At 63.6% G+C, this 24,673-nt stretch carries 32 protein-coding genes; 20 read left to right on the top strand and 12 right to left on the bottom strand.

The genetic code is table 11. From position 1 onward, the window contains the following. Nucleotides 1–198 precede the first annotated feature (198 nt). From H4O11_RS01500 to H4O11_RS01540, 9 genes are all read right to left on the bottom strand, one after another. Nucleotides 199–726: a hypothetical protein gene (locus tag H4O11_RS01500; RefSeq protein ID WP_182337670.1), complete on the bottom strand. Its 528-nt coding sequence runs from the start codon at nucleotides 724–726 to the stop codon at nucleotides 199–201. 160 nt (nucleotides 727–886) lie between these two features. After that, a complete protein-coding gene (locus H4O11_RS01505) occupies nucleotides 887–1,756 on the bottom strand; it encodes a hypothetical protein (protein ID WP_182337671.1) in 870 nt (289 codons plus the stop codon). Beyond that, nucleotides 1,753–1,899, bottom strand: coding sequence for a hypothetical protein (locus H4O11_RS01510; protein WP_182337672.1), 147 nt, complete (start codon nucleotides 1,897–1,899; stop codon nucleotides 1,753–1,755). The genes H4O11_RS01505 and H4O11_RS01510 overlap by 4 nt, the downstream gene beginning before the upstream one ends. Nucleotides 1,900–1,987: 88 nt before the next feature. Beyond that, a complete protein-coding gene (locus H4O11_RS01515) occupies nucleotides 1,988–2,266 on the bottom strand; it encodes a hypothetical protein (RefSeq protein ID WP_182337673.1) in 279 nt (92 codons plus the stop codon). After that, nucleotides 2,263–2,577 (bottom strand): hypothetical protein, encoded by a 315-nt coding sequence (locus H4O11_RS01520; RefSeq protein WP_182337674.1) that lies wholly within the window; start codon nucleotides 2,575–2,577, stop codon nucleotides 2,263–2,265. The genes H4O11_RS01515 and H4O11_RS01520 overlap by 4 nt, the downstream gene beginning before the upstream one ends. 3 nt (nucleotides 2,578–2,580) lie before the next feature. After that, a complete protein-coding gene (locus H4O11_RS01525; RefSeq protein ID WP_182337675.1) occupies nucleotides 2,581–3,477 on the bottom strand; it encodes a DUF7666 domain-containing protein in 897 nt (298 codons plus the stop codon). A gap of 3 nt (nucleotides 3,478–3,480) precedes the next feature. Beyond that, complete coding sequence (locus H4O11_RS01530) at nucleotides 3,481–3,657, bottom strand: hypothetical protein (RefSeq protein ID WP_182337676.1); 177 nt, start codon at nucleotides 3,655–3,657, stop codon at nucleotides 3,481–3,483. A gap of 177 nt (nucleotides 3,658–3,834) precedes the next feature. After that, on the bottom strand, nucleotides 3,835–4,215 hold the full coding sequence (locus H4O11_RS01535; RefSeq protein WP_182337677.1) for a hypothetical protein: 381 nt from the start codon (nucleotides 4,213–4,215) through the stop codon (nucleotides 3,835–3,837). A 325-nt stretch (nucleotides 4,216–4,540) separates the two neighbouring features. Then, nucleotides 4,541–5,233 (bottom strand): S24 family peptidase, encoded by a 693-nt coding sequence (locus H4O11_RS01540; RefSeq protein WP_182337678.1) that lies wholly within the window; start codon nucleotides 5,231–5,233, stop codon nucleotides 4,541–4,543. Between the two features lie 83 nt (nucleotides 5,234–5,316). Between H4O11_RS01540 and H4O11_RS01545 the strand changes: the two genes are divergently transcribed. Continuing rightward, nucleotides 5,317–5,568 carry a YdaS family helix-turn-helix protein gene (locus H4O11_RS01545; RefSeq protein ID WP_182337679.1) on the top strand — a complete coding sequence of 84 codons (252 nt, stop codon included), beginning with the start codon at nucleotides 5,317–5,319 and terminating at the stop codon, nucleotides 5,566–5,568. Nucleotides 5,569–5,570: 2 nt separating this feature from the next. Here H4O11_RS01545 and H4O11_RS01550 read toward each other — a convergent pair whose 3' ends face one another. Then, nucleotides 5,571–5,738, bottom strand: coding sequence for a hypothetical protein (locus tag H4O11_RS01550; protein ID WP_182337680.1), 168 nt, complete (start codon nucleotides 5,736–5,738; stop codon nucleotides 5,571–5,573). On the opposite strand from H4O11_RS01550, the gene H4O11_RS01555 reads away from it, so the two are divergent. The 5 genes from H4O11_RS01555 (at nucleotide 5,737) to H4O11_RS01575 (ending at nucleotide 9,618) form a co-directional block, all read left to right on the top strand. Continuing rightward, nucleotides 5,737–5,952: a hypothetical protein gene (locus tag H4O11_RS01555; RefSeq protein WP_182337681.1), complete on the top strand. Its 216-nt coding sequence runs from the start codon at nucleotides 5,737–5,739 to the stop codon at nucleotides 5,950–5,952. The genes H4O11_RS01550 and H4O11_RS01555 overlap by 2 nt on opposite strands. Before the next feature lie 290 nt (nucleotides 5,953–6,242). After that, a complete protein-coding gene (locus H4O11_RS01560) occupies nucleotides 6,243–6,608 on the top strand; it encodes a hypothetical protein (protein WP_182337682.1) in 366 nt (121 codons plus the stop codon). 81 nt (nucleotides 6,609–6,689) lie between these two features. After that, a complete protein-coding gene (locus H4O11_RS01565; protein ID WP_182337683.1) occupies nucleotides 6,690–7,622 on the top strand; it encodes a hypothetical protein in 933 nt (310 codons plus the stop codon). After that, a complete protein-coding gene (dnaB, locus tag H4O11_RS01570; RefSeq protein ID WP_182337684.1) occupies nucleotides 7,619–9,085 on the top strand; it encodes a replicative DNA helicase in 1,467 nt (488 codons plus the stop codon). The genes H4O11_RS01565 and dnaB overlap by 4 nt, the downstream gene beginning before the upstream one ends. Beyond that, entirely contained in the window at nucleotides 9,082–9,618 is a 537-nt protein-coding gene (locus tag H4O11_RS01575; RefSeq protein ID WP_182337685.1) for a hypothetical protein, read from the top strand. The genes dnaB and H4O11_RS01575 overlap by 4 nt, the downstream gene beginning before the upstream one ends. 5 nt (nucleotides 9,619–9,623) lie before the next feature. Here H4O11_RS01575 and H4O11_RS01580 read toward each other — a convergent pair whose 3' ends face one another. After that, on the bottom strand, nucleotides 9,624–10,142 hold the full coding sequence (locus H4O11_RS01580; protein ID WP_182337686.1) for a hypothetical protein: 519 nt from the start codon (nucleotides 10,140–10,142) through the stop codon (nucleotides 9,624–9,626). Nucleotides 10,143–10,171: 29 nt separating this feature from the next. On the opposite strand from H4O11_RS01580, the gene H4O11_RS01585 reads away from it, so the two are divergent. The 7 genes from H4O11_RS01585 to H4O11_RS01615 all read left to right on the top strand — a co-directional run bounded on the left by H4O11_RS01585 (nucleotide 10,172) and on the right by H4O11_RS01615 (nucleotide 16,842). Further along, nucleotides 10,172–10,555 (top strand): Ref family recombination enhancement nuclease, encoded by a 384-nt coding sequence (locus tag H4O11_RS01585; RefSeq protein WP_281367566.1) that lies wholly within the window; start codon nucleotides 10,172–10,174, stop codon nucleotides 10,553–10,555. After that, a complete protein-coding gene (locus tag H4O11_RS01590; RefSeq protein WP_182337688.1) occupies nucleotides 10,540–11,061 on the top strand; it encodes a RuvC family protein in 522 nt (173 codons plus the stop codon). The genes H4O11_RS01585 and H4O11_RS01590 overlap by 16 nt, the downstream gene beginning before the upstream one ends. A gap of 29 nt (nucleotides 11,062–11,090) precedes the next feature. Continuing rightward, nucleotides 11,091–11,504: a hypothetical protein gene (locus H4O11_RS01595; RefSeq protein ID WP_182337689.1), complete on the top strand. Its 414-nt coding sequence runs from the start codon at nucleotides 11,091–11,093 to the stop codon at nucleotides 11,502–11,504. A gap of 232 nt (nucleotides 11,505–11,736) precedes the next feature. After that, on the top strand, nucleotides 11,737–12,258 hold the full coding sequence (locus H4O11_RS01600) for a hypothetical protein (RefSeq protein WP_220466543.1): 522 nt from the start codon (nucleotides 11,737–11,739) through the stop codon (nucleotides 12,256–12,258). Continuing rightward, entirely contained in the window at nucleotides 12,245–13,600 is a 1,356-nt protein-coding gene (locus H4O11_RS01605) for a phage terminase large subunit (protein WP_182337690.1), read from the top strand. The genes H4O11_RS01600 and H4O11_RS01605 overlap by 14 nt, the downstream gene beginning before the upstream one ends. Nucleotides 13,601–13,602: 2 nt before the next feature. After that, complete coding sequence (locus tag H4O11_RS01610; protein WP_220466544.1) at nucleotides 13,603–15,645, top strand: hypothetical protein; 2,043 nt, start codon at nucleotides 13,603–13,605, stop codon at nucleotides 15,643–15,645. 111 nt (nucleotides 15,646–15,756) lie between these two features. Further along, complete coding sequence (locus tag H4O11_RS01615; RefSeq protein WP_182337692.1) at nucleotides 15,757–16,842, top strand: hypothetical protein; 1,086 nt, start codon at nucleotides 15,757–15,759, stop codon at nucleotides 16,840–16,842. 29 nt (nucleotides 16,843–16,871) lie between these two features. Here the strand turns inward: H4O11_RS01615 and H4O11_RS01620 are convergent, their stop codons facing one another. Next, entirely contained in the window at nucleotides 16,872–17,444 is a 573-nt protein-coding gene (locus H4O11_RS01620) for a hypothetical protein (protein ID WP_182337693.1), read from the bottom strand. A gap of 161 nt (nucleotides 17,445–17,605) precedes the next feature. Between H4O11_RS01620 and H4O11_RS01625 the strand changes: the two genes are divergently transcribed. The 7 genes from H4O11_RS01625 to H4O11_RS01655 all read left to right on the top strand — a co-directional run bounded on the left by H4O11_RS01625 (nucleotide 17,606) and on the right by H4O11_RS01655 (nucleotide 24,658). Beyond that, nucleotides 17,606–18,649, top strand: a complete 1,044-nt coding sequence (locus tag H4O11_RS01625) for a phage major capsid protein (protein ID WP_182337694.1) — start codon at nucleotides 17,606–17,608, stop codon at nucleotides 18,647–18,649. 47 nt (nucleotides 18,650–18,696) lie between these two features. Further along, complete coding sequence (locus tag H4O11_RS01630; RefSeq protein WP_182337695.1) at nucleotides 18,697–19,008, top strand: hypothetical protein; 312 nt, start codon at nucleotides 18,697–18,699, stop codon at nucleotides 19,006–19,008. After that, entirely contained in the window at nucleotides 19,008–19,532 is a 525-nt protein-coding gene (locus H4O11_RS01635; protein WP_182337696.1) for a hypothetical protein, read from the top strand. Before H4O11_RS01630 ends, H4O11_RS01635 begins: the two co-directional genes overlap by 1 nt. 71 nt (nucleotides 19,533–19,603) lie before the next feature. Beyond that, complete coding sequence (locus H4O11_RS01640; RefSeq protein ID WP_182337697.1) at nucleotides 19,604–21,013, top strand: phage adaptor protein; 1,410 nt, start codon at nucleotides 19,604–19,606, stop codon at nucleotides 21,011–21,013. Between the two features lie 3 nt (nucleotides 21,014–21,016). Continuing rightward, nucleotides 21,017–23,497, top strand: a complete 2,481-nt coding sequence (locus H4O11_RS01645) for a hypothetical protein (protein ID WP_182337698.1) — start codon at nucleotides 21,017–21,019, stop codon at nucleotides 23,495–23,497. 37 nt (nucleotides 23,498–23,534) lie between these two features. Further along, entirely contained in the window at nucleotides 23,535–24,044 is a 510-nt protein-coding gene (locus tag H4O11_RS01650; protein ID WP_182337699.1) for a hypothetical protein, read from the top strand. After that, on the top strand, nucleotides 24,044–24,658 hold the full coding sequence (locus H4O11_RS01655) for a hypothetical protein (protein WP_182337700.1): 615 nt from the start codon (nucleotides 24,044–24,046) through the stop codon (nucleotides 24,656–24,658). The genes H4O11_RS01650 and H4O11_RS01655 overlap by 1 nt, the downstream gene beginning before the upstream one ends. Nucleotides 24,659–24,673 lie beyond the last annotated feature (15 nt).

Consider the following 24,673-nt stretch of genomic DNA (forward strand, 5'->3'; position numbering starts at 1 on the left):
CCCGGCTCTCGGAGCCGCCGCCGGGCGGGCGGGTGCGTGGTGTGGACCCGCCCGGCTCGGGACCCTGCGCTCAAACGGGGGAGATGAGCGCAGGGCAGGGGTGTTGGGTGGAGAGGGCGGGCGCTTATCCCCCGCTATCGACCAGCGCTTGCCAGTCCAGCCGCACCGCGATCCGCGATGCATTCCTCTCCGTGGTCTTTACGCGGCCAGGTCTTCCTGCACCGGCTTGTTGGACTTGCCCTGGTTCAGCGGCGACACAAGGGTCAGCGAAACTTCGTTCTGGATCAGCGCGCACAACAGGCCCGCTTCTTCAGACGTGGGATGGAAAACGGCGCTGAAGGTGACCTGCAGGCTGCCGCCTTCCAGCGGTTCGAACTTGAAGCGCTTCAGCGTCACGTCGGTGATGGCAATCGGCTCGGACAGGCCCAGCCCGGAGCCGATGATCAGCTCGTAGCCCGGATACTCTTCGGCCCACGACAGCGAGCCCAGGCGCGGAAACTTGACCGCCGTCAGACCATCAGTGCCTTCGATCAGGTCCTGCTGCTCGCCCGGCGTCGCCTTGCGATACAGCGCCTTGCGCAGTTCCTTGTTGAAGAAATCCAGCACGCCGCTGTTGACCACTGCCACGCATTTCAGGTCGCCGGCCAGCTTGTTCTCTTCGCCGTGCTTCTCCGCACGAGGGTTGAAGTTGGCGACCTTGGCGGCCGCATCGTTGAGTTCGAACATCGGTGTTGCCTCTCATAGAGCCGGTGCGACCGGCGGGGTAATCAGGACCAGGCGACCGGCCAGCACATCGCCCAGCCCAGACCGGCGACGATGGCGATGCACCCGAGGAAGGCCGCGAAGTCAGACCAGCTGCGGCAGCCGGTGGCGGTCAGGAGTCGCATCAGCGTTCGATCTGCTGAAGGGCCGCAACGATCTGCGGGTTGTCCGTGGCCGCGATGACGCGCTTGATGAACTCGTCCTTCGAGATGCCGTCCGGCGGCAGATAGTCGCGGGTCGCTTTGATGACCGCAGCGATTGCGCCATAGAGAACCGGCGCGGCGGCGACGAGGTGCGCGTTTCCGAATGCGTCCGAAGCAGGTGGCAGATGCGAGTAGGCGTCGTCACCGCTTACCTCTGCAATTCGAACGCCGTATTCGTACTCGGGAGTGATGGCTTTGATCGCGTAGCGACCATCGCCTTCTTCCTCAACGACCCAGTTGCCTGCAGTGATGCCCTGGTGGGAGCCATCAATCACTTCCTGCTGCAGACGGGCCTTGACCGTGCTTTCAACAGTGTGCTCGTAGGCGCGGAAGTACGTCGCTGTAGCCTTGGCACGGCTCTCAATGGCCTGCGGGGTAGCGTCGTGCTCAAGCTGGAGGGCTTCGGCTTGTGCTGCCGCCTTTGTCTCAGCCTCGTCCTTCGTGCTGTAGAGGTCACATTCCCTGTAGACGCTGCCTGAGCCGACGCCGGTTTCAAGGCACATGTAATGAACCGGACCATCGGTTCTTGCCGTATTAATCTGGACCGAGCCGATAGTCAGCACGCGCACGCCGTACGTGCGGATCGTTCGAGCCAAGGAAAGCCCTTGGTTGCGGCCGTAGTTGTAGGTGCAGCGCGGGCAGTCCATCTCCATGGTGTGACCGGCCGGCGAAGTGCACGACCAAACCTTCGACCCCTTGCAGTCAGGGCAGGGGTAAGCACCTGCCTTGGTGTCCTGATAGGTGTAGAACACCGTGTCGCCGATGGCGTAACGCGGGGTGGGAATGTTCATTCGCAATCTCCTTCAACGCAGATGCCGTTCTCGGCCTCGTGCTGGTTGTCTTCGGCCTCGGCCTGTGCGGCATCGGCGAGGGGTAAGGGCGGCGCGATCTGCGGCAGCCCGCCCTGGTAGTCGGTCTTCTGGATCAGGCGCATGCGATAGCCCCCAGCAGCAACGCCCAGAGCAGGGCGGCGGCGATAACCCACACCACGGGGCGCGAAAGTTGCTTGGTGAACCAGGCGCTCATGCGGCACCCCGGACGCGGGCGAGGGCCGATACCAGCTCTGCGCGCATGTGCTCTTCAATCGCTTCGCCAGCCCCGCCGTAGCCTCGATACTCGCCATGCGACGACAACAGCTCGTCTACCTTCTCGATCAGCTCGGCGACTCCAGCAAACTCCAGCGCATGCGCCATCCACTGCTCGGCGGCGTTGCGGTCGAAGTGCGCATCGGGCGGGTTGCCACCGGCGCGGGAGTATTCCTCGAAGACCTTGCGGGCCAGCACATCAGCGGGGCCGCTCATGCGTAGGTCCTCAGCAGCGACATGGCGGCCTCGTACTCCGAACCCACCACGTCCTTCACCCCATCCAACATCTCGCGGGTGTGGCGGGCCGCAGCGGCGCGGAAGATCAGCGACACGTTGCGGTCGTCCTGAGCCTGCAGCGCCTTGGCCATCTCGGCAGCCTCGGCATCGCTCAGCGACACCTCACCCAAGATCGAAGGAGTGCGCGCCAACAGCTCAATGGCATCGGTCGTGCGGTCGAGGATCGTGGCGTCCAGCAGCGGCATGCCTGCGCCGTCGTGGTCGATCCATGCGGGGTTATGGAGGGCCATGGCTCAGACCTCCACCGGCTTGCCGCCGCGAAGTACGTACCAGACGTTCGCCTTGATTCCGTCCTGCCCAACCAGCCCTGCCCACACGGCCACGATCTTGTAATCGTCGTCGCGCTCCACGAGGAAGAGGGCATTGCCTTCGGCGCCCATGACCTTGCCCTGGTAACCAGAGGCCATCGCCGCGCCTCGGTCGCCGGTGCTGCTGGCCGCGCCTCGGTCGCCGGTGCTGCTGGCCGCGCCTTGGTAGCCGGTGCTGCTGGCCGCGCCTCGGTCGCCGGTGCTGCTGGCCGCGCCTTGGGTGCCGGTGCTGCTGGCCGCGCCTCGGTAGCCGGTGCTGCTGGCCGCGCCTTGGTAGCCGGTGCTGCTGGCCGCGCCTTGGTAGCCGGTGCTGCTGGCCGCGCCTCGGTCGCCGGTGCTGCTGGCCGCGCCTCGGTCGCCGGTGCTGCTGGCCGCGCCTTGGTAGCCGGTGCTGCTGGCCGCGCCTCGGTCGCCGGTGCTGCTGGCCGCGCCTTGGCGACTGGTGACGTGTTCGCTGTTCTCCGGCTTCGCCCGGCTGGTGGTGTACTCGATGGCCGCCTTGATGATCCCCGGCAGGCCGATTTCCGCGCTCAGCTTGATCTTGCTGCTGGCCACCTTCGAGTCACCATCGTGGCGACTGATCTGGCCAGACTGCTCGACCAGCGCAAAACGGGAACCGGCCGGGGCGTAGTAGCCGAACACGTCCAGCGGATACTCACAGGCGTGGAAGCCGCGCTTGCAGGCCTTGATATCGCCTGCCAGTTCCAACTCCTCGCCAACCACGTACTGCACGCGCTCGCCACCGTCCGGATGGCAGGCCAGGTCCTTGTCGAAACCCTTAAAGCTAACGACGACTTCCTGCTGATCGGTCTTGGTCGTCATCGATCAGACCTCCACGATGCCGAAGCGCAGCGCCAGCATCTGGCGACGGTCGGAGGCGCTCATGCGGTTGCCGTAGCGCAGGCCGCGTATGGCTGCCTGGGCGGCGACGGCGGTCTCGCTGCTGATGCGGCCAGAGTTGAGATGGCTGGCGATCAGGCTGGATGCTGCGGTGATGTTCATCTGCTTGCCCCGTTGGATGGCCGATGGCCGACGGGGAAACAATACAACTAAGGTTGTAGTAATACAACAACCAAAGTTGTTAGATGCGCAGCGAATTGTGAACGGAGGAATGTTTGTTCAGAAAACGCCCAAAGAAAAACCCCGCCGGAGCGGGGTTGGTCAGGGGGTGGGGCTGGTCTACCCGCCGGCAGCCTTCGCTAGGAGAGGGGCGATGTTGGTTTGGACAACCCAAGTCAGCAACCCAACCACAGCCGCCCCTACCGGAACGACGACAGCTACAAGAGCCGCCCACATCTTCAATGTGGTTGGCGTATGTGCCAAACGCGCCTTTATGACGGCTGTATCCGTTTGAACGGACCCCATCGAAGTATTCAGCTTGTCCAGCGACATACGTATCTCAGCCACATCCCGCTGGATGTACTCAACTGAGGTTTCGAGTTTGGCTATCCGGGCTTCCATGCCCCCATCATTGCCTCCGCCTCCGCTGTTATCAAGAGGGGAGATGGTGCTTGAGAAGCCGTTGTTGCCTCCGATTGATCTTACGTTACCCCTATTCATGGCTGCCCCTCCTGCCCTGTGCTTCCTCCTGCCTTCTTCCACTTAGCCAGCCGAGAAAGGTTGTGGAGCCTCATGTATCCGCATTTCATGCATTCCGTGGTGTACACGCCGTGGAAGTACGGAGTTGGAGAAGTCGATCCATGCGTCATGGTAGGGAGTGCACTGAAATATCCGTTCCCAGGAGTTAGGGAAAGGCCCCAATCAGGATGACCACAGATGGGGCATGGAAGGTCTGAGGGGGAACCCATGTCCTTAAGGAAGTCGATTGCATCTTGCGAGGTCAGGTCCGTTCCGGTGTAGTTGATTTGTTGAATCTCTTCACTCATCAGTCAGCCCATCCGCCAATCCAGTGGACACGGCCAACGACCGTGATCGGTTCCCGCTCGGAATCCATACGCCGTGGCCGTTGCCACTGGTGGTCGCCTGAGGGGTTGTCGCTTGTGAAGTAGGTGATTCCGTCCAGGACCATGGCCCGCTTCACGTAGTACTCAGCATTGGCTGCGCCATGTAGCTGGATCAGGTACAGCGCTCCATCAGCCACACGAGTGTCTGAGGTGTCGAACAAAATGGCATCGCCGTCTTCGATGGTGGGCTCCATCGAATCGCCCTTGCCGTAGTAGATGGCAAGTGGCCGGTTGTGGATGCCACGCCTGCGCAAGCTGGTCCTCTTGAACTTGAGCGTGTGGGTTTCGGCGTACTCCTCTGCCTCCACTCCGGTACCGAGCCCGGCCGCCTGCGAGTACCCGGTCACGTCTGCCCAGTCGCTTTCGCCCTGAATCCCCGTGGATGGCACGGACAGGGGTGTCACAGGCGCAACCATGGGCGGTTCTTCACTTGTTAGCCACTCCACGCGAACGCCGCATGCAATCGCTATCTGAGCGATCCGCTTGGAGTCTTTGGATTTCCCCGACTCCAGCTTTTGTATTGCCTGCTGTGACACCCCGGCGGCCTTAGCCAGCTGGGCTTGTGTCATCTGGGCATGCAGTCGGGCTGCTGACACGCGCTCATTCAGTTCCATGGGCGGGAAGGTGACAACGGTCGTTGTTTTGGTCAAACAACGGAGGTTGTTGACTAATACAACCAAGGTTGTATCCTCTCGCCATGGACAACGCACCCCTCAAAACAGCGGTTGACGCGGTCGGCGGACAGAGTGCTCTCGCCCGACTCCTTTCCACTGAGCAGAAGGTCGTCCGTCAGGGGCACGTGTGGGCATGGCTCAACCGCCAGCACCCCGTCCCAGCGGAACACGTACTGGCCATCGAGACGGCTACGGGCGTCTCCCGCCACGAGCTGCGCCCCGACGTATTCGGCCCAGCGCCCAAGCGCCGCAAGCCCTCTAGCGAGGTGGCGTGAGCCTAATGGCCCGAATCCGCCACCAGTTTCGCCAGCTGCTTTTCCAGCGCCGCGACCAGAAGCGCGGCCATCTCGTAGTTGTGCCGGTTCTTCCCCTTCCACGAATCCCGCTCGGATCGGGCTCGATCCAGCTTCCTCTGTGCCGCTTCGATTTCCTCGGTGGTTGCCATGGCTGAAAAGACCTCTGTTCTGCTGGAAGCGGCACTTCGCCGCATGCTGGATTGGTGTGCGGACAACGGTGGAGTGCCCGAGGGCTTCACCGAGACGGCTCAGGCCGAAATCGCATTCTGGCGCAGCGTCGAAGACCACACGAGTGTCGAGTTTGCTGCCGGCATGTTCGCCCGGTGGCAGGACGAACGCATCCCCGCGGCGGAGTGCCGCTGACATGCCCACCTCACCGACCCCTGGCAGGGAAGGGCACCACGGTGCCGCTGCCTTGGGCGACCGGCGCCCGCAATCGGTCTGCCACGTGCCGGACCTGCACCTTTCCGTTCACCCGCTTCAACACGAACCACCGCTCTCCCATTCGCCGAAGCGTAAGGACGTTGGTACCGACTGACTGATTCCGCTGAGACACAGGCTGCACTCCGTTGGGGTGCGGCCATTTTCAGAACCATCCAGGGGAACGCAGGGGAACACGTTTTCCCCCGCATTCCCCTCAACGAGATAACTGCATGAAAAGCCTGCAAATAACCTTCGAACCCGGCCTCACACGCAACGCAACGCTGCGCGATCACCTCGCAGCTATGGTCCACCGTGGCGCGGGGCTGACGGCGGTGGCGGGGCAGTTGGACATGGCTCCGTCCAAGCTGAGCGAGAAGCTCGCAGGCTGCGACAGCGGCGGCAAGCTGCGTGGTCTGTCGATCGATGACCTGGAGCGGTACATCGCCGTCACCAAGGATGTGTCGCCGGTCCATTACCTCATCGAGCGATACCTGATCACCCCAGAGGCTGCGTCCGCCGAAGCGCTGGCGGAACTGCACAAGAACCTGTCAGCCCTGAGCGGGACGCTCGCGAAGATGGGGATCAGGTGGCCATGAACGCAACCGAGAAGGCCATGGTGGTCGTTCGCATGCTGTGGTTCACCGCGGTTTGCCTGGAGCTGCTTGGAGGGGTTCGGCATGCGTGATTACGCGAAGCTGGTGCCGACCTTCTGGACCGGCGACACCGGCAAGGCAATCCGGAAGAGGGGTCCCGAAGGGGTGGTTGTCGCCCTGTACCTCATGTCCTCCCCGACCTCGAACATGCTCGGGCTGTACTACCAGCCGGTGCTGTACATGGCTCACGAGACTGGACTTGGCATCCAAGGGGCATCTGAGGGGCTTCGATACTGCATCGAAGAGGGCTTCTGCCTATACGACGAAGCCACCGAGTTCGTGTGGGTAAAGGAGATGGCGTCCTTCCAGATTGGCAAGGGTTTGAAGGCGAACGACAACCGTTGCCTGGGTATCCAAAGGGACTACAACAGCCTTCCGGATAACCCGTTCCTCGGCATGTTCTTCGAACGCTATCAGGCGGATTTCAACATGAGAAACCGTCGTGGAAATGAAGGGGCTTCCCAACCCCTTTCAAGCCAAGAGCAGGAACAGGAGCAGGAACAGGAGCAGGAAAAAGAATCCTCACTTCGTTCGGAGTCGTCCCCGCAGCTGGCGCTGACGGGCGACACGACACCGCCGCCTGCTGACCCCAGGGTCAAACGGCAGGAGCGCATCCGGCAGATCGCCGTGGACGCCCAGGCTGCGTTCAACGCCAAGCTGGCGAAGCCCAACGGGGAACTGGCCCGGTGCACGGTGCTAAACAAGCCCAGGGTCAAGGCGGTCGAGAAGGCGCTACCGACGGTTGTCCAGCTCTGCGAGCAGCTGTTCGGCGACAAGCGGGTGACTCCCCAGTTCTGGGATTTGTACTTCGAGACTGCCGCTGACGACGACTTCAGCAGCGGCCGAGGGCCGTATCACGCGCCGCACGAGAACTGGCGGCCTGATTTCCTGTACCTGTTGCGGGAAGAGGTTATCGCCAAGCTGGCGGACAAGGCGCTGTCGGAGGTGGCTTCGTGAGCGCGGCCCGTGACGAGGTGAGTCGCCTGCAGGCCCTGTACGGCGACCAGCAGGCACTGCGCGTGCCACCCCAAGCCATCGAGGCCGAACAGTCGGTGCTGGGCGGCCTGCTGATGCGGCCGGTGGCATGGATGGAAGTGCAGGACGCGCTGACGGCCGACCAGTTCTACCATCGCAATCACCAGCTGATCTGGAAGGCAATCGCGGAGCTGCACGCCAAGGGCCAGACCCCGGATACGGTCTTGCTGACCGACTGGTTCCGCGATCAGGGGAAGCTGGACCTGATCGAGAACGGGGCGTACCTGGTCGAGTTGGAGATGAACACCCCGTCGGCAGCGAACATCCGCGGCTACGCGGGAATTGTGGCCGACAAGGCAAAGAAGCGAGCTCTGATCGCTGCGGCGCAGGAGCTGATGGACGAGGCCTACAGCCCGCTTGGCCAGTCTGCGATCGATCTGGTTGGTACCGCCCAATCGCGCATCGGCGGGCTGCTGGACAACGAGCCGTGCGACCTGGAGCCAGTTGCGCCGGTGATGGCCCGGGTGTTCGCCGAGCTATCAAGCGCGGCCAGCAGCACCGGCATCAGCGGCTTGTCCACCAGCCTGCGGGACCTGGACGAGGTGCTGGACGGCCTGCAGCCGGGTCGGCTCTACGTGTTGGCAGCCAGGCCCAAGATGGGAAAGACCACGCTGGCGCAGAACATGGCCGAGCAAGTGGCGATCCGCGCTGGAAAGTCCGTGGCCTTCTTCAGCTTCGAGATGAAGCCGGAGGAGCTGGGCAAGCGCATGCTGTCCAACCTCGCCGGCATCACCGGCAGCCGCTTGCGCAGCAAGGATTTGGACGAGGTCGACTGGCAGAACGCTGCGCACTGGACGCGCAAGATCGGGGAGGCATCGCTGCGCATCAGCCGCCCGCGCGTCGCCAAGGTGCAGCACGTCTGCGCCCAGGTGCGCCGGATGAAGGCGCAAGACCCGGACCTGTCGCTGGTGGTGATCGACTACCTGCAGCTGATGCACGTAGACGGGGATAACCGCGCCTCCGGCATCGGCGACATAACCCGGGCGCTGAAGCTGCTGGCCAGCGAACTGGACATTGCCGTACTGCTACTGAGCCAGCTCAACCGCGACGTGGAGAAGCGCACAGGCGACAAGCGGCCGATCGTGGCTGACCTGCGCGACTCCGGTTCCATCGAGCAGGACGCCGACGCGGTGATCTTCATCTACCGAGACGAGATCTACCACAAGGACAGCCGCTATGAGGGAACCGCCGAGCTGATCGTCGCCATCCAGCGAGACGGCGCCCCGGGCATGGCGCGAGTGCAGTACACCCCCGGCCTGTTCCGCTTCGAGACCCTGCCCGAGTACTGGCAGCCGAAGCAGAACCAATCCAGCGCGCCGGCCAATGGGATGGCGCCAAAGCGACGTGGCTTGGCTGCGGCCCTGCGTGGAGGAGCTGACGCATGACCACCGAAGCCGCCAAGAAGATCAAGGCGAAAAGGGCGCGCCGCCCGGTGTACCTGATGGTCCGCAGGCTGGTGGACCCAGCTACTGGCGAGTCCGTAGGCGCCCTGGTGCCAGCGCACCCCATCGACCAGCGCCTGCTGAAGGAGCGCCGGTTCAACGTTGGGCGGGAGATCCGCGCCGAGTTGAAGCAATCTCGCAACCCGGCCTTTCATCGCCTCGTGCACGCCGTCGGCGCGCTGCTGGTGGACCACGTGGACGGCTTCGACACGATGACCTCCCACGATGCCCTGAAGCGCGTGCAGCGCGAGGCTGCCGTGCACTGCGAGCAGGTAGAGGTTGACCTGGGCCCGATGGGCAAGGCGCTGGTGCTGCAGCCGCGATCGATCTCCTTCGATGAGATGGACGAGGGCGAGTTCGGCGAGCTGTTCCGGGGCATCACCGACTACATCGATCGCCACTACATCAGCGGCCTGACCGACGCAGTGCGCGGCGAGTACCTGCTGATGGCCGGCGAGCAAAGGAGGACTGCGTGAAAAACTCAGTGGTAAGCGACGTTCAGATAGTCAAAAAAGTGCTTCAGCGCTACATCAATACGGCTGTCGGCATATTCCAGAAGCTCGATGAAGCCGGCCGCGTTCTCAGGCATGAGAAGCGAATCAGTCAGCAGGTCCAGCGATTCCTCAAAAAAGCTGATGGCGGTGAGACAGTCGCCACCGCCCAGGCGGATCAGGCTGCATTCCCTTTCCAGGTCTCTCATCTCGTCCGGCACTCGATCTATCGGCATGGGATGGATGCTGTTGCCCGTCTGCTGGGTCTTTGCGGCTTCGAGTTGGCGCGCAATGACTTTCTTGAACCTCGTCATGGCCCGATTTGCGTGCGTGTAACGGCCGTTCTCTTCCAGCCGCCTCCGTTCGGCAGCTTCACCCTTTGCCACTTGTCGCTCGTAGGCGGCTATTCCAATGGCAGCCGCGATTGCCGCCACGCTTCCGATAGCCTGGACCCAAGCAGCCTGCTCCGAGGCAGTGAGAGAACACCATCCGAGCCAGCTGCAATCCATGTCATCTCCCCTAAGCAGTGGGGTGAAGCATGAAGCGCGGGCGGTCCACAGGCAACCCAACCATCGCCCAGCAGCAGCGCATGGACGCGATCAAGGACATCGGCTGCATCGTGGCGCAGGCGCTTGGCCTGGGCTTCGTCCCCTGCGATATCCACCACCTCACTCAGGGCGGCAAGCACGGCCAGAAGCGGCGCGGCCACGACTTCACCATCGGCCTGAACCCGTGGTCTCACCGCGGCGAGCCCTTCAATGGGATGAGCGCGGACACCTGCGAGAAGCTGTTCGGCCCCTCTTACGCCAAGCAGCCGCGCCTGTTCCGGCAGGAGATCGGCAACGACGACTACCTGTTGGACCTGCAGAACACGGCCCTCGATCGGTACTGGGGAAGGGTGAAGACATGGCACGCAGCCTGACGTTCGGCGTCGACCCCGGATTGACTGGAGCGGTGGCCACGCTCATCGACGGCGTGCCGGGCCCCATCCTCGACATGCCCACCTTCGACGTGGGCGGTTGGGGTGAGGTGGATTGCCGTGCGGTGGTGGTGTTCATCCGTGGGGTGCGCGACCAGCACCCCGATGCGGTGGTGTCGGCCTGCATCGAGAAGGTTGGGGCGCGGCCAGGCGATGGCGGCACCAGCGCATTCCGCTTCGGCCAGACCACCGGGAAGCTGCAGGCGGTGTTTGAGGTGCTTGGCATCCCGGCCACGCGCGTCGTGCCAGCCGTGTGGAAGCGCCAATTCGGCCTCCTGAAGCAGGACAAGGATGCCGCCCGTCTGCTGGCCATCGCACGCTTCCCGTCCGCCGCCAGCGTGCTGACCCGGAAGAAAGACAACGGCCGCGCCGACGCCCTGCTCATCGCCCTGTGGCACGAGAACACGCAGCTCGCGTCTGGTCTCACCGCCGGCGACTCGCCTTTCTGATCACGACGAACCCCACTGAGGGGACGACCATGCGTAAGAAGACCGAAAACGAGACTACAAGGCACGCGGCGCCGCATAGGCAGTTCCGCCGCTCCGCCGTGGAACTGGCAGTGGCCAGCGAGGCAGATGCGCCGCAGGTGGCAAGGAAGGTCCTATCTCGCGTGCGCGACATCCGCAATGCCCAAGGAGAGGGTAGCTACGTGTTTGGCAACCAGGCGTGCTCGGTATTCGCCCTGCGCATCGGATCAGCTGCGGGCGAGGGAATGCTGCGGGAGCACCCGGGCTGGCTGTTCGGCCTGTACGGGGCCGACACCGCCGACGGGAAGCGGGTCAGCTTTCCGACCGCCGAACAGATCGCCGAGGACCTGCGCGAGCACTACGGGTGGGACCAGCCGCTGCCCGTGAACTGTCCGAAGCAACTGAACCTGTTCGCGGCCGCCTGATTGCCATTGATCGGAGCGCTCAGGCTGGGATAACAGAGGCCATGAGCGACCGCCAGACGCCATCACAGACAGCCGCCCGGGGCCAATACCGGGACGACCAGCACGCAGGTGTCGATAACAGCGTGCAGCCGACACGGGGAGTGCCGCGTTGCGGCGGCCGCGGAGACTTACCTCTCCATGGTGACGTTCATGCCTCCGGGAAGCGGCAACTCTTCGCTCATCGGGTGCTCTGATGCCCAGGAAGAAGGAAGAGGGGAAAGCCCCCAGCAGAGCCAAGCCAGCCGGTAAGCCCCGCAGAGCCCCTTCGAAGGGGGGCAGGCCAACCAAGTACCGCGACGAGTTCACCCGTCAGGCAGCACTGCTTGGCCGTAGAGGCTGCACAGACCCGGAAGTGGCAGAGTTCTTCGATGTTGCCCTGTCCACGGTCAACCTGTGGAAGATCAAGCACCCCGAGTTTTCGGAAGCCCTAAAGCTCAGTAAGGCTGAGGCTGATCTTCGGGTGGAGCGAGCCCTGTTCGAACGGGCAACAGGCTACCGCTGCAGAGAGGACGACGTCCGGGTGATTGAGGGAGAGATCGTAGTCACCTCCACCGACAAGCAGTACCCGCCTGACCCGACCTCGATGATCTTCTGGCTGAAGAACCGCAAGCCCGAGAGCTGGCGCGACAAGCCCGAGGGCTTCAACGACGATGCTCCGCCACCGGCAGCCGTAACCGTCACCGTCGTAAGCGGCCGCAAGCGTGCCAACCCTTAACGAGCCGCAGGCCGCGTTCCTGCAGCTGCCGCATAAGTTTCGAGCCTTTGTCGGCGGCTTCGGCTCAGGGAAAACCTGGGTAGGGTGCGGCTCGCTATGCCAGCACGCCTGGCAGTTCCCACGCATCCCCGCTGGCTATTTCGCCCCCAGCTACCCGCAGATCCGCGACATCTTCTATCCGACCATCGAGGAGGTGGCGTTCGATTGGGGGTTGCGAGCGCAGATCAACCAATCGAACAAGGAAGCGCACCTGTACGCGGGCAGGCAGTACCGCTGCACGGTCATCTGCCGATCGATGGACAAGCCGTCCAGCATCGTGGGCTTCAAGGTTGGCAAGGCCCTGGTCGATGAGATCGACACTCTGAAGAAGAAAAAGGCACACGAGGCGTGGCGAAAGATCATTGCCCGCCTGCGCGTGAAGGCCGACGGCCTCCAGAACGGCATCGACGTTACCACGACGCCCGAGGGCTTCAACTTCGTGTACGAGCAGTTCGAGAAGATCCCCGGAGACGACCCGAAGAAGGCTGCGCTGTACGGAAAGGTGCATGCCAGCACCTACGACAACGAGGCTTTTCTTCCCGAGGATTACATCGAATCCCTGTTCGAGACCTACCCGGCGCAGCTGGTTTTGGCGTACATCGAGGGCCAGTTCGTGAACCTGACCAGCGGGTCGGTCTACGGCACCTTCAGCCGGAAGCTCAACGGCACGATGGCCACGATCGCTGAGGACGAGCCACTGCACGTGGGCATGGACTTCAACGTGATGAACATGACAGCGATCGTGTGCGTGATTCGCGCCGACCAGCCCATGGCCCTAGAGGAGCTGACCGGGATTCGTGATACCCCGGCCATGATCGATGCGTTGAAGGAGCGGTTCCCTGATCAGCGCATCACGGTTTACCCCGACGCCAGCGGCGGCAGCTCGCACACCAACAACGCCAGCATCTCCGACCTGGGCCTGCTGCGTGCTGAGCGCAACTTTTCAGTCCGTGTACCGACTGCCAATCCCCGGATCCGCGCGCGCGTGGTCAGCGTGAACGCCATGCTCTGCAACGCCAAGGGCCAGCGCAGGCTGCTGGTGAACGCCTACGGCTGCCCGAAGCTGACCGAAGCGCTGGAAAAGCAGGCCTATGACGACAATGGCATGCCGGACAAGACCACCGGCTTCGACCATCCGCCGGACGCCTTGGGTTACTTCATCCATAGCCGATTCCCTGCGGTGAGAAGCGCGCGCGACAGGCCGTCCATTGAACAGCCTCGGGTGCTGGTGCCCCATAGCCGGCAGTGGTTGGAGCATTCCGACCAGCCCTCACTCGCCGAACGTAGGAGATCCGCCCTGTGACCATGCCCACCGCCGAAAGCTTCACCGACGCACTGGCGGCCGAGCAGGCAGCCGACGCAGAGCGCGAGGCGCAGGCCCAGGCGCTTGCACGGGAAGAGGCGGACGTCACCAACTGGCACAAGCGCATCAAGGAGTCGCGTGACTTCGACAAGGGTGCTCGCAAGGGCTATGCGCTGGACAGGCGTTATTGCGCCAACCGCGTGGATCCGGTCTACGACGTGAGCGTTCCGATTGCAGGCACGTACGTGAACCTGCTCACCTCGTTCCTGTATGCGCGCGACCCTGAGCCTGCCGTGCAGCCGGCCGAGTCTGTGGGGACCAGCCGGGTGAAGCTGGCCAAGCAGGTCGGCCGCACGCTGGAGATCGTCATCGCTCGCCTGTGGAAACGTGGGCGCCTGAAGCACGCTGCAGACGCGATGGTGCGCTCCGGGCTGAGTGTAGGTATCGGCTGGATCAAGGCGGCCTGGCATCGGGAGACAGAGCGCGACGCCATGACCGACCAGCGCATTGCCGACCTGCGCAACAAGATGCAGGCGCTGGCCTCGATCGAGACAGAGCTGGCCGCGGGGGACGCAGCCAATCCCGACCTGTTGCGTGCTCAGTACGAGCAGCAGATGCAGGCGCTGGAATCCCAGGTCGAGCAGATCATCTACAACAGCCTGGTGGTGGACTTCGTCCGTGCTGATGACGTCCAAGTCTCGATGGACGTGGCCACGCTGAAGGATTACGTGATCGCTCCATGGATCGCGCATCGCAGCTTCATGCCCTATGACGAGGCAGTGGCAGCATTCCCCGAGCTGCGCGACGAGCTGGGCAAGGCAGAGGCCTATTACCACGCGAAACGCGACTGTGATCCGCGCGATGGCGGTTTCACAGCCACCTATGGCGCCGTCAGCGACACAGACGCCGAGGTGTTCCGCAGTGCCACCGTAGCAGGGCAGGGTGCCGATGCCGGCCCACGCTTCCTATGCGTTTGGGAGGTGTGGGACTTGACCACCAACCTGATCCACACCATCACACCGGGCCTGCGGCGGTACCTGCGCGCTCCGTACGCCCCTGACCAGGCCAGTACGCGGTTCTATCCGTTCTTCCAGTGGGCACCATTGTGGGTCGATGGCGAGCGCCACCCGCAGTCGTTGGTCGATCGCTCGCGCGCCCTACTGGACGAGTACAACCGGACCCGCACCAACTACCGCGAGCACCGCCGTCGAGCCATCCCGAAGATGGGCTTCGACCGCGGCGCGCTGGATCCGGATGACGCGAGGAAGCTGGAAGGCGCCACCACCAGCGAGATGGTGGGGTTGGACTTGAAGGGCCAGACAAGCCGCGACGTCCTCTTTGCCGTCCAGTACAACCAGATCGACGCCGCGCTGTACGACACTGCCCCCATCCGCGCCGAGCTTGAACTGATCTGGGGCATTCAGGAGGCGCTGTCCTCCAGCATCCAAACAGCCAAGACCGCCACCGAGTCCGAAATCCAGCAGCAGGGCACCGAATCCCGCCTGGGTTACAGCCGCGATAGCTTGGACGAACTGCTCGGCGAACTGGCGCTGTACAGCGGTGAGCTTGCTATGTCGCCCAACGGGCTCTCAGTCGATGAGGTGTTCGATATCGCCGGCCCGGAGGCCCTGTGGTTCAACGCGCCGCTGCCCGATCTGGTGAACTCACTGCTCAACGTGGACATTCGCGCGGGCAGCTCTGGCCGTCCAGCATCCAGCCTGCGTCGGCAGCAGTGGGGCGCGATCCTCCCGCAGTTGCAGGAGGCGGTGATCACCATCGGCCGGATGCGCGGCGCGACGTCGTTCGACATCGCCAACAGCCTGGAGCAACTGGCCGTTGAGTCGGTCGAGCGCCTGGGAGACCCATCGATCGACGCGTACGCGTTCATTCCGCAGGTGCCGGAGGTGTCAGCCATGGGCATGCCAGGCGCTGATCCAATGATGCCCGGCGCACCTAGTCCCGACCCGATGCAGCAGCTTCCGCCGGCTGAAGCGCCGGTACCCACCGCAGCACCCGTGGGCGGCGTCGTCGCCCAGCCTCTCTGACCACAGGAGCAGATCATGCGCCGCCACCCACTGACCATCGCTATCAAACACGCCCTCGCGCTCTGGGCTCGCTGAGCAGCCCGCCAATCCGCCGCCAACTGAGGTACCACCATGCATATTGAAGACCCGAACACGCCGGCCGTGCCGGACACCACCCCGACCGATGCTCAACCGGCTGACGCCGCAGCACCGCCGGTCGCCGACGGCGGCGACAACAGCCAGCCGGCCGCCGCAGAATTAGATGCATTCTCCGCCGGCGTGGAAGCGGCACGCGAGCAAGAGGCGAAGGACGATCCGCTTCCCGCTGCAGCACCTCCGGCCGATGGCCAGCCGCCCGCCCAAGAGCCCGCACAAGGCGCGCCTGCAACTCCTGCCGCCATCGACCCGGCAGCACCTCCCGCGGGCCAGCAGCCGCCTGCGCAGGGCGAACAGCCGCAGCCTACCGTCGATGAGGAAGTGAAGCAGCTCGGCCTGAAGGAGCGCGCTGCGGAACGGTTCCAAGAGCTGCACTCGCAGGCCAAGGCTGGCGAAGTGGCGAAAGAGCGCGTCAGCCAATGGGAACAGACCGTTCAGAGCACCGGTGCATCGCCTGAGCAGTTCGGCGCGTCAATGCGCTACCTGGCTGACGTGAACTCCGGCGATCCCACTCGTATGGCAGCTGCCTACGATCGCATGCAGGGCGAGCTGCAGTGGCTGGGCAAGCAGCTTGGTCGCGAGGCGCCGGGCTTCGACCCGCTCAGCGCGCATCCGGACCTGACCGGCCGCGTCACCTCGGGAGATATCACGCGTGACGTGGCGCTGGAGCTTGCTCAGCACCGCCAGCAAGGGCAATTGCAGCAGACGCATGCCCAAGCACAGCAGCAGGACATGCAGTATCAGCAGGGGCTGGCCTCGGTGCAGCAACTGGGAACGCAGCTTAGCGCTGGCGATCCGCAATTCCAGCATAAGCTGGCCATGCTGGGCCCTAGCATCGACATCATCCAACGCACACTGCCGCCGGCGCAGTGGGCACAGGAGATCCACCGGGCCTACCTGGCCATTCCAGCCGTTGCCGCGGCCCCGGTGGCTGCTGCTGCACCAGCACGGGCAGCGCCCAACCCGATCCGCCCCAATGGAGGGGCACCGCTGGCGCCGAAGGTCACTCCGGAAAATGCTTTTGATCTCGGAGTGCAGGCAGCCAAGGATCAGGGGCAGTAAAGAAAAAGGGGCCTTTCGGCCCCTTCTTTCTACCTTGCCTCCACCGTGAAAAGAGGCTCATTGCCCATGGTGCGGCCATGTTTGTCTACCATCCAGCCCTGCCATTTCGTGAATCGGCGTCGATCATAGGCAACACCACCACCTTCCGAAGGCTGGCCATCGATGGTGAAAAGGCGATCTGAGCCGAACTGCTTGCAGAAGATGGTCAGTCGACTACCTAACATGAGCGTTGGTATCCAAGGACCGTCTCCGGTAACGACTCCTGCGACGCTGTCAGCCCTGAGATCAACTGAGTAGTCACCGCTGATGTAAGTGGCCGTTCCGTATGGATTGGAGACGAACCCGCCAGCCCCCTCGCCAGTCAACAGGATTGCTGAACTTCCACCCTCATTACCGTTGTTTGCATTGACGGATAGGTACCACTCATCACCGGTCGTGAAGAAGCAGCCCGCAGGAACCTGCGAAGCATCTGCTGCAAAAAGTGCGTGTACGGGAATACTCATTCCATTGCCCCTGTTGAGAAAGCCGGTTTTCCCCGGCTGGCCGAGTGTATCTGGCAATTCGCCCATTGACGCGTCCACCAGCGCTGGCATCTTGACCACCGAGCGGCCCACCAGCCGCCCCGCGTGTGACGTAAGCCGGGTTCGCCGCCGGTAGCGCTGTAACGAGCCTCGCGCCCTCGGAACGCGGAAAGACCCTCAGCCCCTACGGGCTGGCCATCTTTCCTTCCGAGGCCATTCCTATGCCGCTTACCGCTGCCCAGATGATTTCTGGCGCCAACACCCAGTTGCAGGCGTTTGCCAAAGACGATCCGATCGATCAGTTCACCTCTGATCGCCCCTTGGCCAACTGGCTGATCCGCAACAAGAAAGATTCGATCTTTGGTAACGGCGTCTTCAACGAGAAGATTCGCTACACCAACGATTCGAACTACCAGAACTATTCTGGTGACGATCAGGTCACCTACAACCGCAAGAAGACCACGCGCCTGGCGCCGTACCAGGCATACGAGGCGTTCGACGGCTTCACGCTCAACGAAACCGAGCTGGCCAACAACGGCATCATCCTCACTGATGACCGCAATGCGGTGATGACCGAAGCTGAGAAGATCCAGATCGTCAACATCCTGACCGAGAACAGGACCACCCTGAAGGACGGCTTCCAGGAAAACTGGGACATTGAAGTCCACATGGACGGCTCTACCAACCCGAAGGCGGTACCCGGCTTGGATGCGCTGGTCAGCACCACGCCCGCGGTTGGCACGGTTGGCGGCATCGATGCCGCGGCAACGCCATACTGGCGCAACTGGGCGGACATGGGCATCAGCACGGCAACCGCTGGCAATCTGATCCAGCGAATGGAAACCCTGTGGCGCAAAACCATCGCCTACGGAAAGATGGGAGCGCCAGACTTCATTCCGATGGGTTCGGAAATGTACGACGCGCTGCAGGCCGATGCGCTGAAAGTGATGGGTCGCCAGATCACCATCGGCCCGTCCTCCAGCGGTGGCGGCGTCACCTTGGACCCGACCACCAAAGAGCTGCGCTTCAAGAACGTCCTGGTGGTGTGGGATCCGACCTTCGATGCCCTGGACGATCTGGTCGGCGTGATCGCCAATCCGTGGAAGAAGCGCGGTTACTTCCTCAACAGCAAAACCATCAAGCTGCGCCCTGTGCAGGGCCGCTGGATGATCAGCCGCACTCCGCCGCGGGTGTATGACCGCCACACGCACTACTTCGGCGTGACTGCGCATTACGGCCTGACGATGAAGAAGCGCAACAGCAACGCGGTCTTCTCGATCGCCTGACCCACGCAACGCCGGCGGGGCCAGACCTCGCCGGCAGGAGACCTGAAATGCCGAACGTAAAGACGCTCCCGATCGGGGGCACCATCGTCAAGCTCAACAAGACTCCGCTGCTGGGCGGCTGGGGTCGGGAAGGGCTGGCCAACCTGGGCGCCAATACCGCCGTGGCCACCGGCGTCCTGCTGCAGGGCCACGAAGCACCGGCAGACGGCAGTACGCCAGGCGCTGCCAGCACTGGCTGGTTCACGCTGCTCAGCGGCGCGGCCGACCTGGCCCCGGTGGTCGAGATTGCCGACCTGCCGGACTTCATTCGCACTGGTGCCGACGCGACGGCGCCGATCACCCTGGAGGGCGTGCAGTAATGGCCAAGACCGTATCCCTGTTGCTGCTGACGCTGGTCATCGACCGCGATGCAACCACGAAGCTGCCGGTGCAGGCGTTCGACTTCGAACGGCCGATCCTGAACGAGCTGTACCCGGAAGAGTCCATCAGCGAAGTGAAGCGTGAATCCATCGAGGTCAAGAACTTCGACGTGGCAGAGGCCTTTGCCGGCCTGGAAAACAAGTATGGCCGGACCGCCGAGGGTGCCGAGGCGCTGCGCTATGCCTACCGCAGCCGCGCTGAGTTCGCCAAGGCGGTGGAGACGAGCATCGCCGGTGCCAAGGAAGACTCCGGGCTGGTCGAGGACGAAGAAGAAGGAGACCAGCCGGCTGAGCTGGAAGACCTCGCCAGCAAGACCATCGCCGAGATCGAGGCGGAGCTGGACAACCTGACAGACGAAGAGCTGCATGAGCTGGCTGAGATCGAGAAGGCCAGCAAGAACCGCAAGGGCGTGCTGGATGCCATCAGCGCAGCGCTGGGCGAGCAGGGCAGCGACACCGAGTAAGTCCGCTGGCGGCGGGCTGGCGGCCGGCCGGGGCGACTCGGCTGGCCGTTTTTCTTTCTGGAGGGCGAGATATGGGCGGCAACAACGCACCGATCATGGTGAATGGCGGCAACGTCTACGACAGCCCGCTGGGCTACGACGCACCGATCAACTACGACACCGGGCAGGTGAATCTGGCCTCCCTCGGCGTGGAGTGGTCGCTGAAGAAGTGTCGGGACGAGATCATCCAGAGGCTTGGTTTCGTCGTCGCTCCGGTCAAGGTCCAGCGGACGTTCGACCAGCTTCGCTCTACCGTGGCCACGTCGCTTGGATTCAGCTACGTCGGTGCGCCGACCCCGCGAACCATGCAATCGTTACGCATTGACCTGCTGCGTCGGCTGGGCTTCTCCGTACAGGCGACGGCGGCAGCGTGGCCGCCAGGCATGAAGGAACTGTTGACCAACTTCCTGACCGAGGCGCAGGAGGCGCTGCAGCACCAGTATCGGCTGAGTGTCGGCACGCCGTTGCAGCCGTTCGCGGAAGACGACGACCTGACGACGCTGGACCCGTGGGCAATCTTCCTGCTGGCCCTGGCCAATGCGAAGGCCCACCACGGGCAACAGGATTCGAAGGCCTACTTCGACCAACTGGGTGGATACATCGCCACGGTGTCCAAGTCGGCGGACATCGACCAGATCATCAACACCGCCCAGGACTCGCTGCTGCAGCGATACGCGATGGACCGTTACGAGGATGGATCTGCCCCGCTGGTGGAGGACGACGACAAGACCGCCATCGACGGTGTCGCGGTGGAGATGCAGGCCATCGCCGATGCCAAGGCCAAGTATGGACAGAAGGACGCCGAGGCGTATTACACCCGACTGCGGGAGATGGCCGAGCGGCGCCCGTTCGATCTTGACGCCATGGTCAACAGCTTCATCCGCGACACGCAGGACCAGCTCTATCAGCAGTACAAAGAGCTGCGTACCGAACGCTGGTGGACCATCGAGTGCATCCCCGGCGCGAATCTCTACGACGTGCCTTTGGACCTGGACCAGTACCTCGATTTCCGTCGTATCACCTGGGCCGGCATCCTCGATGGGGCGCAGTGGACACCGCTGATCTCCGGCATCGATCCGGTGCTTTACACCAGCACCTCGCTGAGCAAGCCTGCCTACTACCGCCTGAGCGGCGTGATTGAGATATTCCCGGCCCCCGACCGCGCATACACGATCAAGATGCGCGGACACCTCGGCCTGAAGTGGCTCAACGGCGACAACGACCTGCTGACAGTCAACAGCCGCGCTGTGTTCCTGCATGCCCTGTCCAACGCCAAAGCCCACTATCGGCAGCCCGACGCCGGCAACTACATGCAGCAGGCCCAGGCCTATGTGCGGCAGTTGGTTGCGGGAAGTCACGGAACGCGCCGCTACATCCCCGGCACCCGGCAGGCGGCGCCCGCCGTTCGACCCATTCCTGTTGGCGGCTGGCCGGAGGGCTGATCAATGCGTGCAACCTACCTATCTGCGGTCAAGGCTGGCATCACGCGGCTGCGGGACAAGGGCGGCGCGTCGGAGGATGCGCTGTTCGACCTGGTCAACGGCTACGTCACTGCCGCACGCACGATTCGCATGCGCCCTGGCGCGCGTCTGCCGTTGACGCTTCCGCCGGGGACTGTTGGGCTGACCTCCTTCAAGGGGGCTTTCGTGGTTTTCGCCGATGCGGTGATGCCGGCAGGCCCCGGCTACTCCGTAGTGGTGCTGAAGCATCCGAGCAACGGCTCGGCCACGCTGAAGGAGATTCACTTTTCGTTGCCGTTTCTCGGCTACCTATACGTCGTGGCGGAGTTCTCCGACGGCTCGACATATCACTACTGGCTGGAGGAGGGGAGCCCGTGGGCAGCCAACACGACATACCTTCCCGATGCGCTTGTGAGCCCCACTGTGCCCAATGGACTGGCCTACCGGCTGGCTGACACTGGATCCGGCTACGCGACGTGGGAGGCATACGCGGTGCGTGCCACTGGCAACACCGTCGTGCCCACGGCCAACAATGGTTTCCGTTACACGGTAACTGCAGTGAGCAGCGCGGGCGCCCGCTCCGGAGACACCGAACCGACGTGGCCGGCACAGGCCGGGGCGGCGGTGAACGAGGACGTTGCCATCGAGAACCCGTATGCGAACGCTGGCAGCGGAACGGCTGGCGGTTCGGTACCGGCGTGGACCATTGGCCTGCAGGCTGCTCCCGGGGATCTGATCCGGCCCATCAACTTGCCATCACCAACTCCCATTGCGCCAACGAATGCAGACTTCAGTGCAGGCTCGGCTGGCTGGGACATCGAGGGTGGTGCGCAGGTCAATACTGGCCGGTTGGAGCTGCCGGGCAGCATCAGCGATGGCGCTGCGGTCAATCAGGCGCGGTTCGTGGTCGCGGACGGTGCAAACCTCAATGCCACTTGCCAGGTCGACCAGGGGCCAGCAGCCGCTGGCGCAACCCGTGGCTGGTGCGAGATCCGGTGGTACGACGAAGAGGATGTGATGGTGTCCTATAGCCAGGGCACCATGATCACCAGCGGCGTGGGCACGTCTTCCGTGACTTCCCCCAAGCCAGTTGGTGCCGCGTACGCGCGCGCGGTGATCGGGCTCTGGTCGGTGGCAGACCATAACCACCTGACTTACGGCGATTCCCTGACTGTATCCGGCGCGGTGAACGGGCTTCCTGCTGGCCTCGTCTATCAGGCGGTTCAGGCCAGCACCGGCCATACGGGCGGCAGCGAGCCAGAGTGGCCGAACATCCTCGGCAAGCGGATTGTCGATGGTGGTGTGACCTGGGAGGCGGTGGCAATTACCCGTGTCACGTGGCAGGCAGCACCGTTGTTCGTGAGCGGCGGTGCCGAGCCAGTATGGCCGCCAGAGGTGGGTGGCACGGTTGTTGACGGCACCCTGACCTGGCAAGCGGTCAGTCGCCGCATTGAGGACGAAAACTGCCCCAACAGCAAGGTGGTGGCTATCGCGGCATCCAAGGTATTCGCGGCGGATGGCGACACCATTCGCTACAGCGCGACCGTGGCGCCGAAGGACTGGACCAGCAGTGATGATGCCGGGTTCCTGCCTACGGGCCTGCAGAACTATGGCGCCAACCCGGTGGCGGCCATGGGCCTCTATCGTGGAAACCTGATTCCCTTCAATGCCGAGGCTTTCCAGCTTTGGCAGGTAGATGAAGACCCAGCCAGCATGGCGTTGCTCGATGCGCTGCCGATGGGTAGCACCCAGCATCGCGCCATCGCCGCGGTATCCAATGATCTGCTGTTCCTGAGCAGCCAAGGCGTGCGTACGGTGGGCATCGCTGCCAGCAGCACCAACTTCCAGGCGGGCGATGTAGGCATGCCCATCGACGTGCTGGTGCAGGCGTGGCTGGCCGACCCTGCCGTGGTGCCCCGGGCGCTGTACTACCCTGCCGCTGGCCAGTACTGGCTGATGTTCGCCCGCGACGGCGCGACGGAGGTGTTCGTTTACACCATGACCCAGATCGGACAGGTGGGCGCCTGGTCGCGCTACCTGTTCCCGTTCGAGGTCGGCGCGTGGGCCATCCAGGGCGATTCTCTGTATCTGCGCTCGGAAGACCGTATCTACCGGATGGAAGAGGGCGCGGTCGGCGACGAGGTCCAGGCGGGGGTCACAACCCCCTTCAAAGGGGTCATCCAATGGCCGTGGCTTGATTTCGGTCAGCCAGGTGTCTCGAAGATGCTCTACGGCTTTGAGATCGTGGGGCAGGGCAAGGTGCAGGTGCAGGTCGGCTATGACCAGACCAACAGCGGCGCGTTTACCGCTCCGTATGAGGTCCGACCCGACACGCTGACCGGCGGGCCCATCCCGCTGCCGCTGGCTGGCCCATCGTTTGCTGTCCGGCTGGTCTACGACGGCACAGAGGCGTGGCAGTGGAATGCGTTTGGCCTGTATTTGCAGGATCTCCGGCCAATGACGTGACCCTTGAACAGGGATAGGCGGAGGGCAGCATAGGCGCATGATTTCGCCGCGCCTCCCTCGCAACATCGTCCGCTGTCGGCCTCTGCATCTGGTGGTGCTGGCGGACTGCCTGCGGGAGGAAGAGCAGCGGCAGTTCCTCGCCGTGCTCGGCGGACCGGCCTACAACCCCGACACCGCAGCGCATGCGCTGGTCAACATGTGGGCGGCGTCTGCCCCATACGCTTTGACCGTGCTGCGTGCTGATGGCACGCCGGCGGCCGCAGGTGGCTTTGAGTACGTCGGCCAAGGCATCTGGCAGTCGTGGATGGTCGGCACCTCTGATGGCTGGACCGAACAGTGGCGATCGATGACCAAAGCCACGCGCTGGCTGATCGAGCAACTGTTCGCCAACGACGCGCGCCGCATCCAGGTCAACGCGCTGGCCAGCCGCACGAAGGCGCTGGAGTGGTTCGAGCGCTCGCTGGGCCTCCAACCCGATGGCATATGGCGGCGGCAGGGCGCGAATGGCGAGGACATCGCCCACTTTTCACGAATGCGAGGTGCCTGATGGGCGCAAGTAGCGGTAGCAAGGCGGCCAATGCCGCCGCACAGACCGAGGGCTGGCGTACCTCGAACATCAACCGTTCCGTGGGCCAGATCGACCAGATCTATGGCTCCCCAAACCGGCAGGCAGGTCTGGATGACTTCCTTGGCGCCAGCCGCCAGTTCTACACCGGCGAGCTTGACCGCCAGAAGGAGCAGGCCGATCGGAGCCTGAAGTTCGCCATGGCGCGCAGCGGCCTCGCCGGCGGCAGTGCTGCAGTTGACGCTAACCGCCGATTGGGGGAGGACTACAGCCGTGGCGTGCTGGACTCTGAACGTCTGGCACAAGGTGCGCTGTCCGACCTTCAGGCGGCTGATGAAACATCTCGACAGAACCTAATATCTCAGGTCGCCGGCGGCATGAGCCTGACCAGTGGGGCCAATCAATCGGCGTTGGCTATGCAGAACAACCTGCAGTCAGCGCAAGGACGGCTAAGCGCGGATGCCCTCGGCGACGTGTTCGGAGGGTTATCCGACGTGTACACGCGCAGTCGAGATCTGGCGGCTGATCGCCGTGGCTTCCGCGACGTTTACAACACTCTGTACCAGCCCGGATTCGGCTACGGCGGCGCCCGATGAGAGCACTCCCCGAGG

This window comes from Stenotrophomonas tumulicola, from assembly GCF_014117215.1.
GTDB classification, from domain to species: Bacteria; Pseudomonadota; Gammaproteobacteria; order Xanthomonadales; family Xanthomonadaceae; genus Stenotrophomonas; species Stenotrophomonas tumulicola.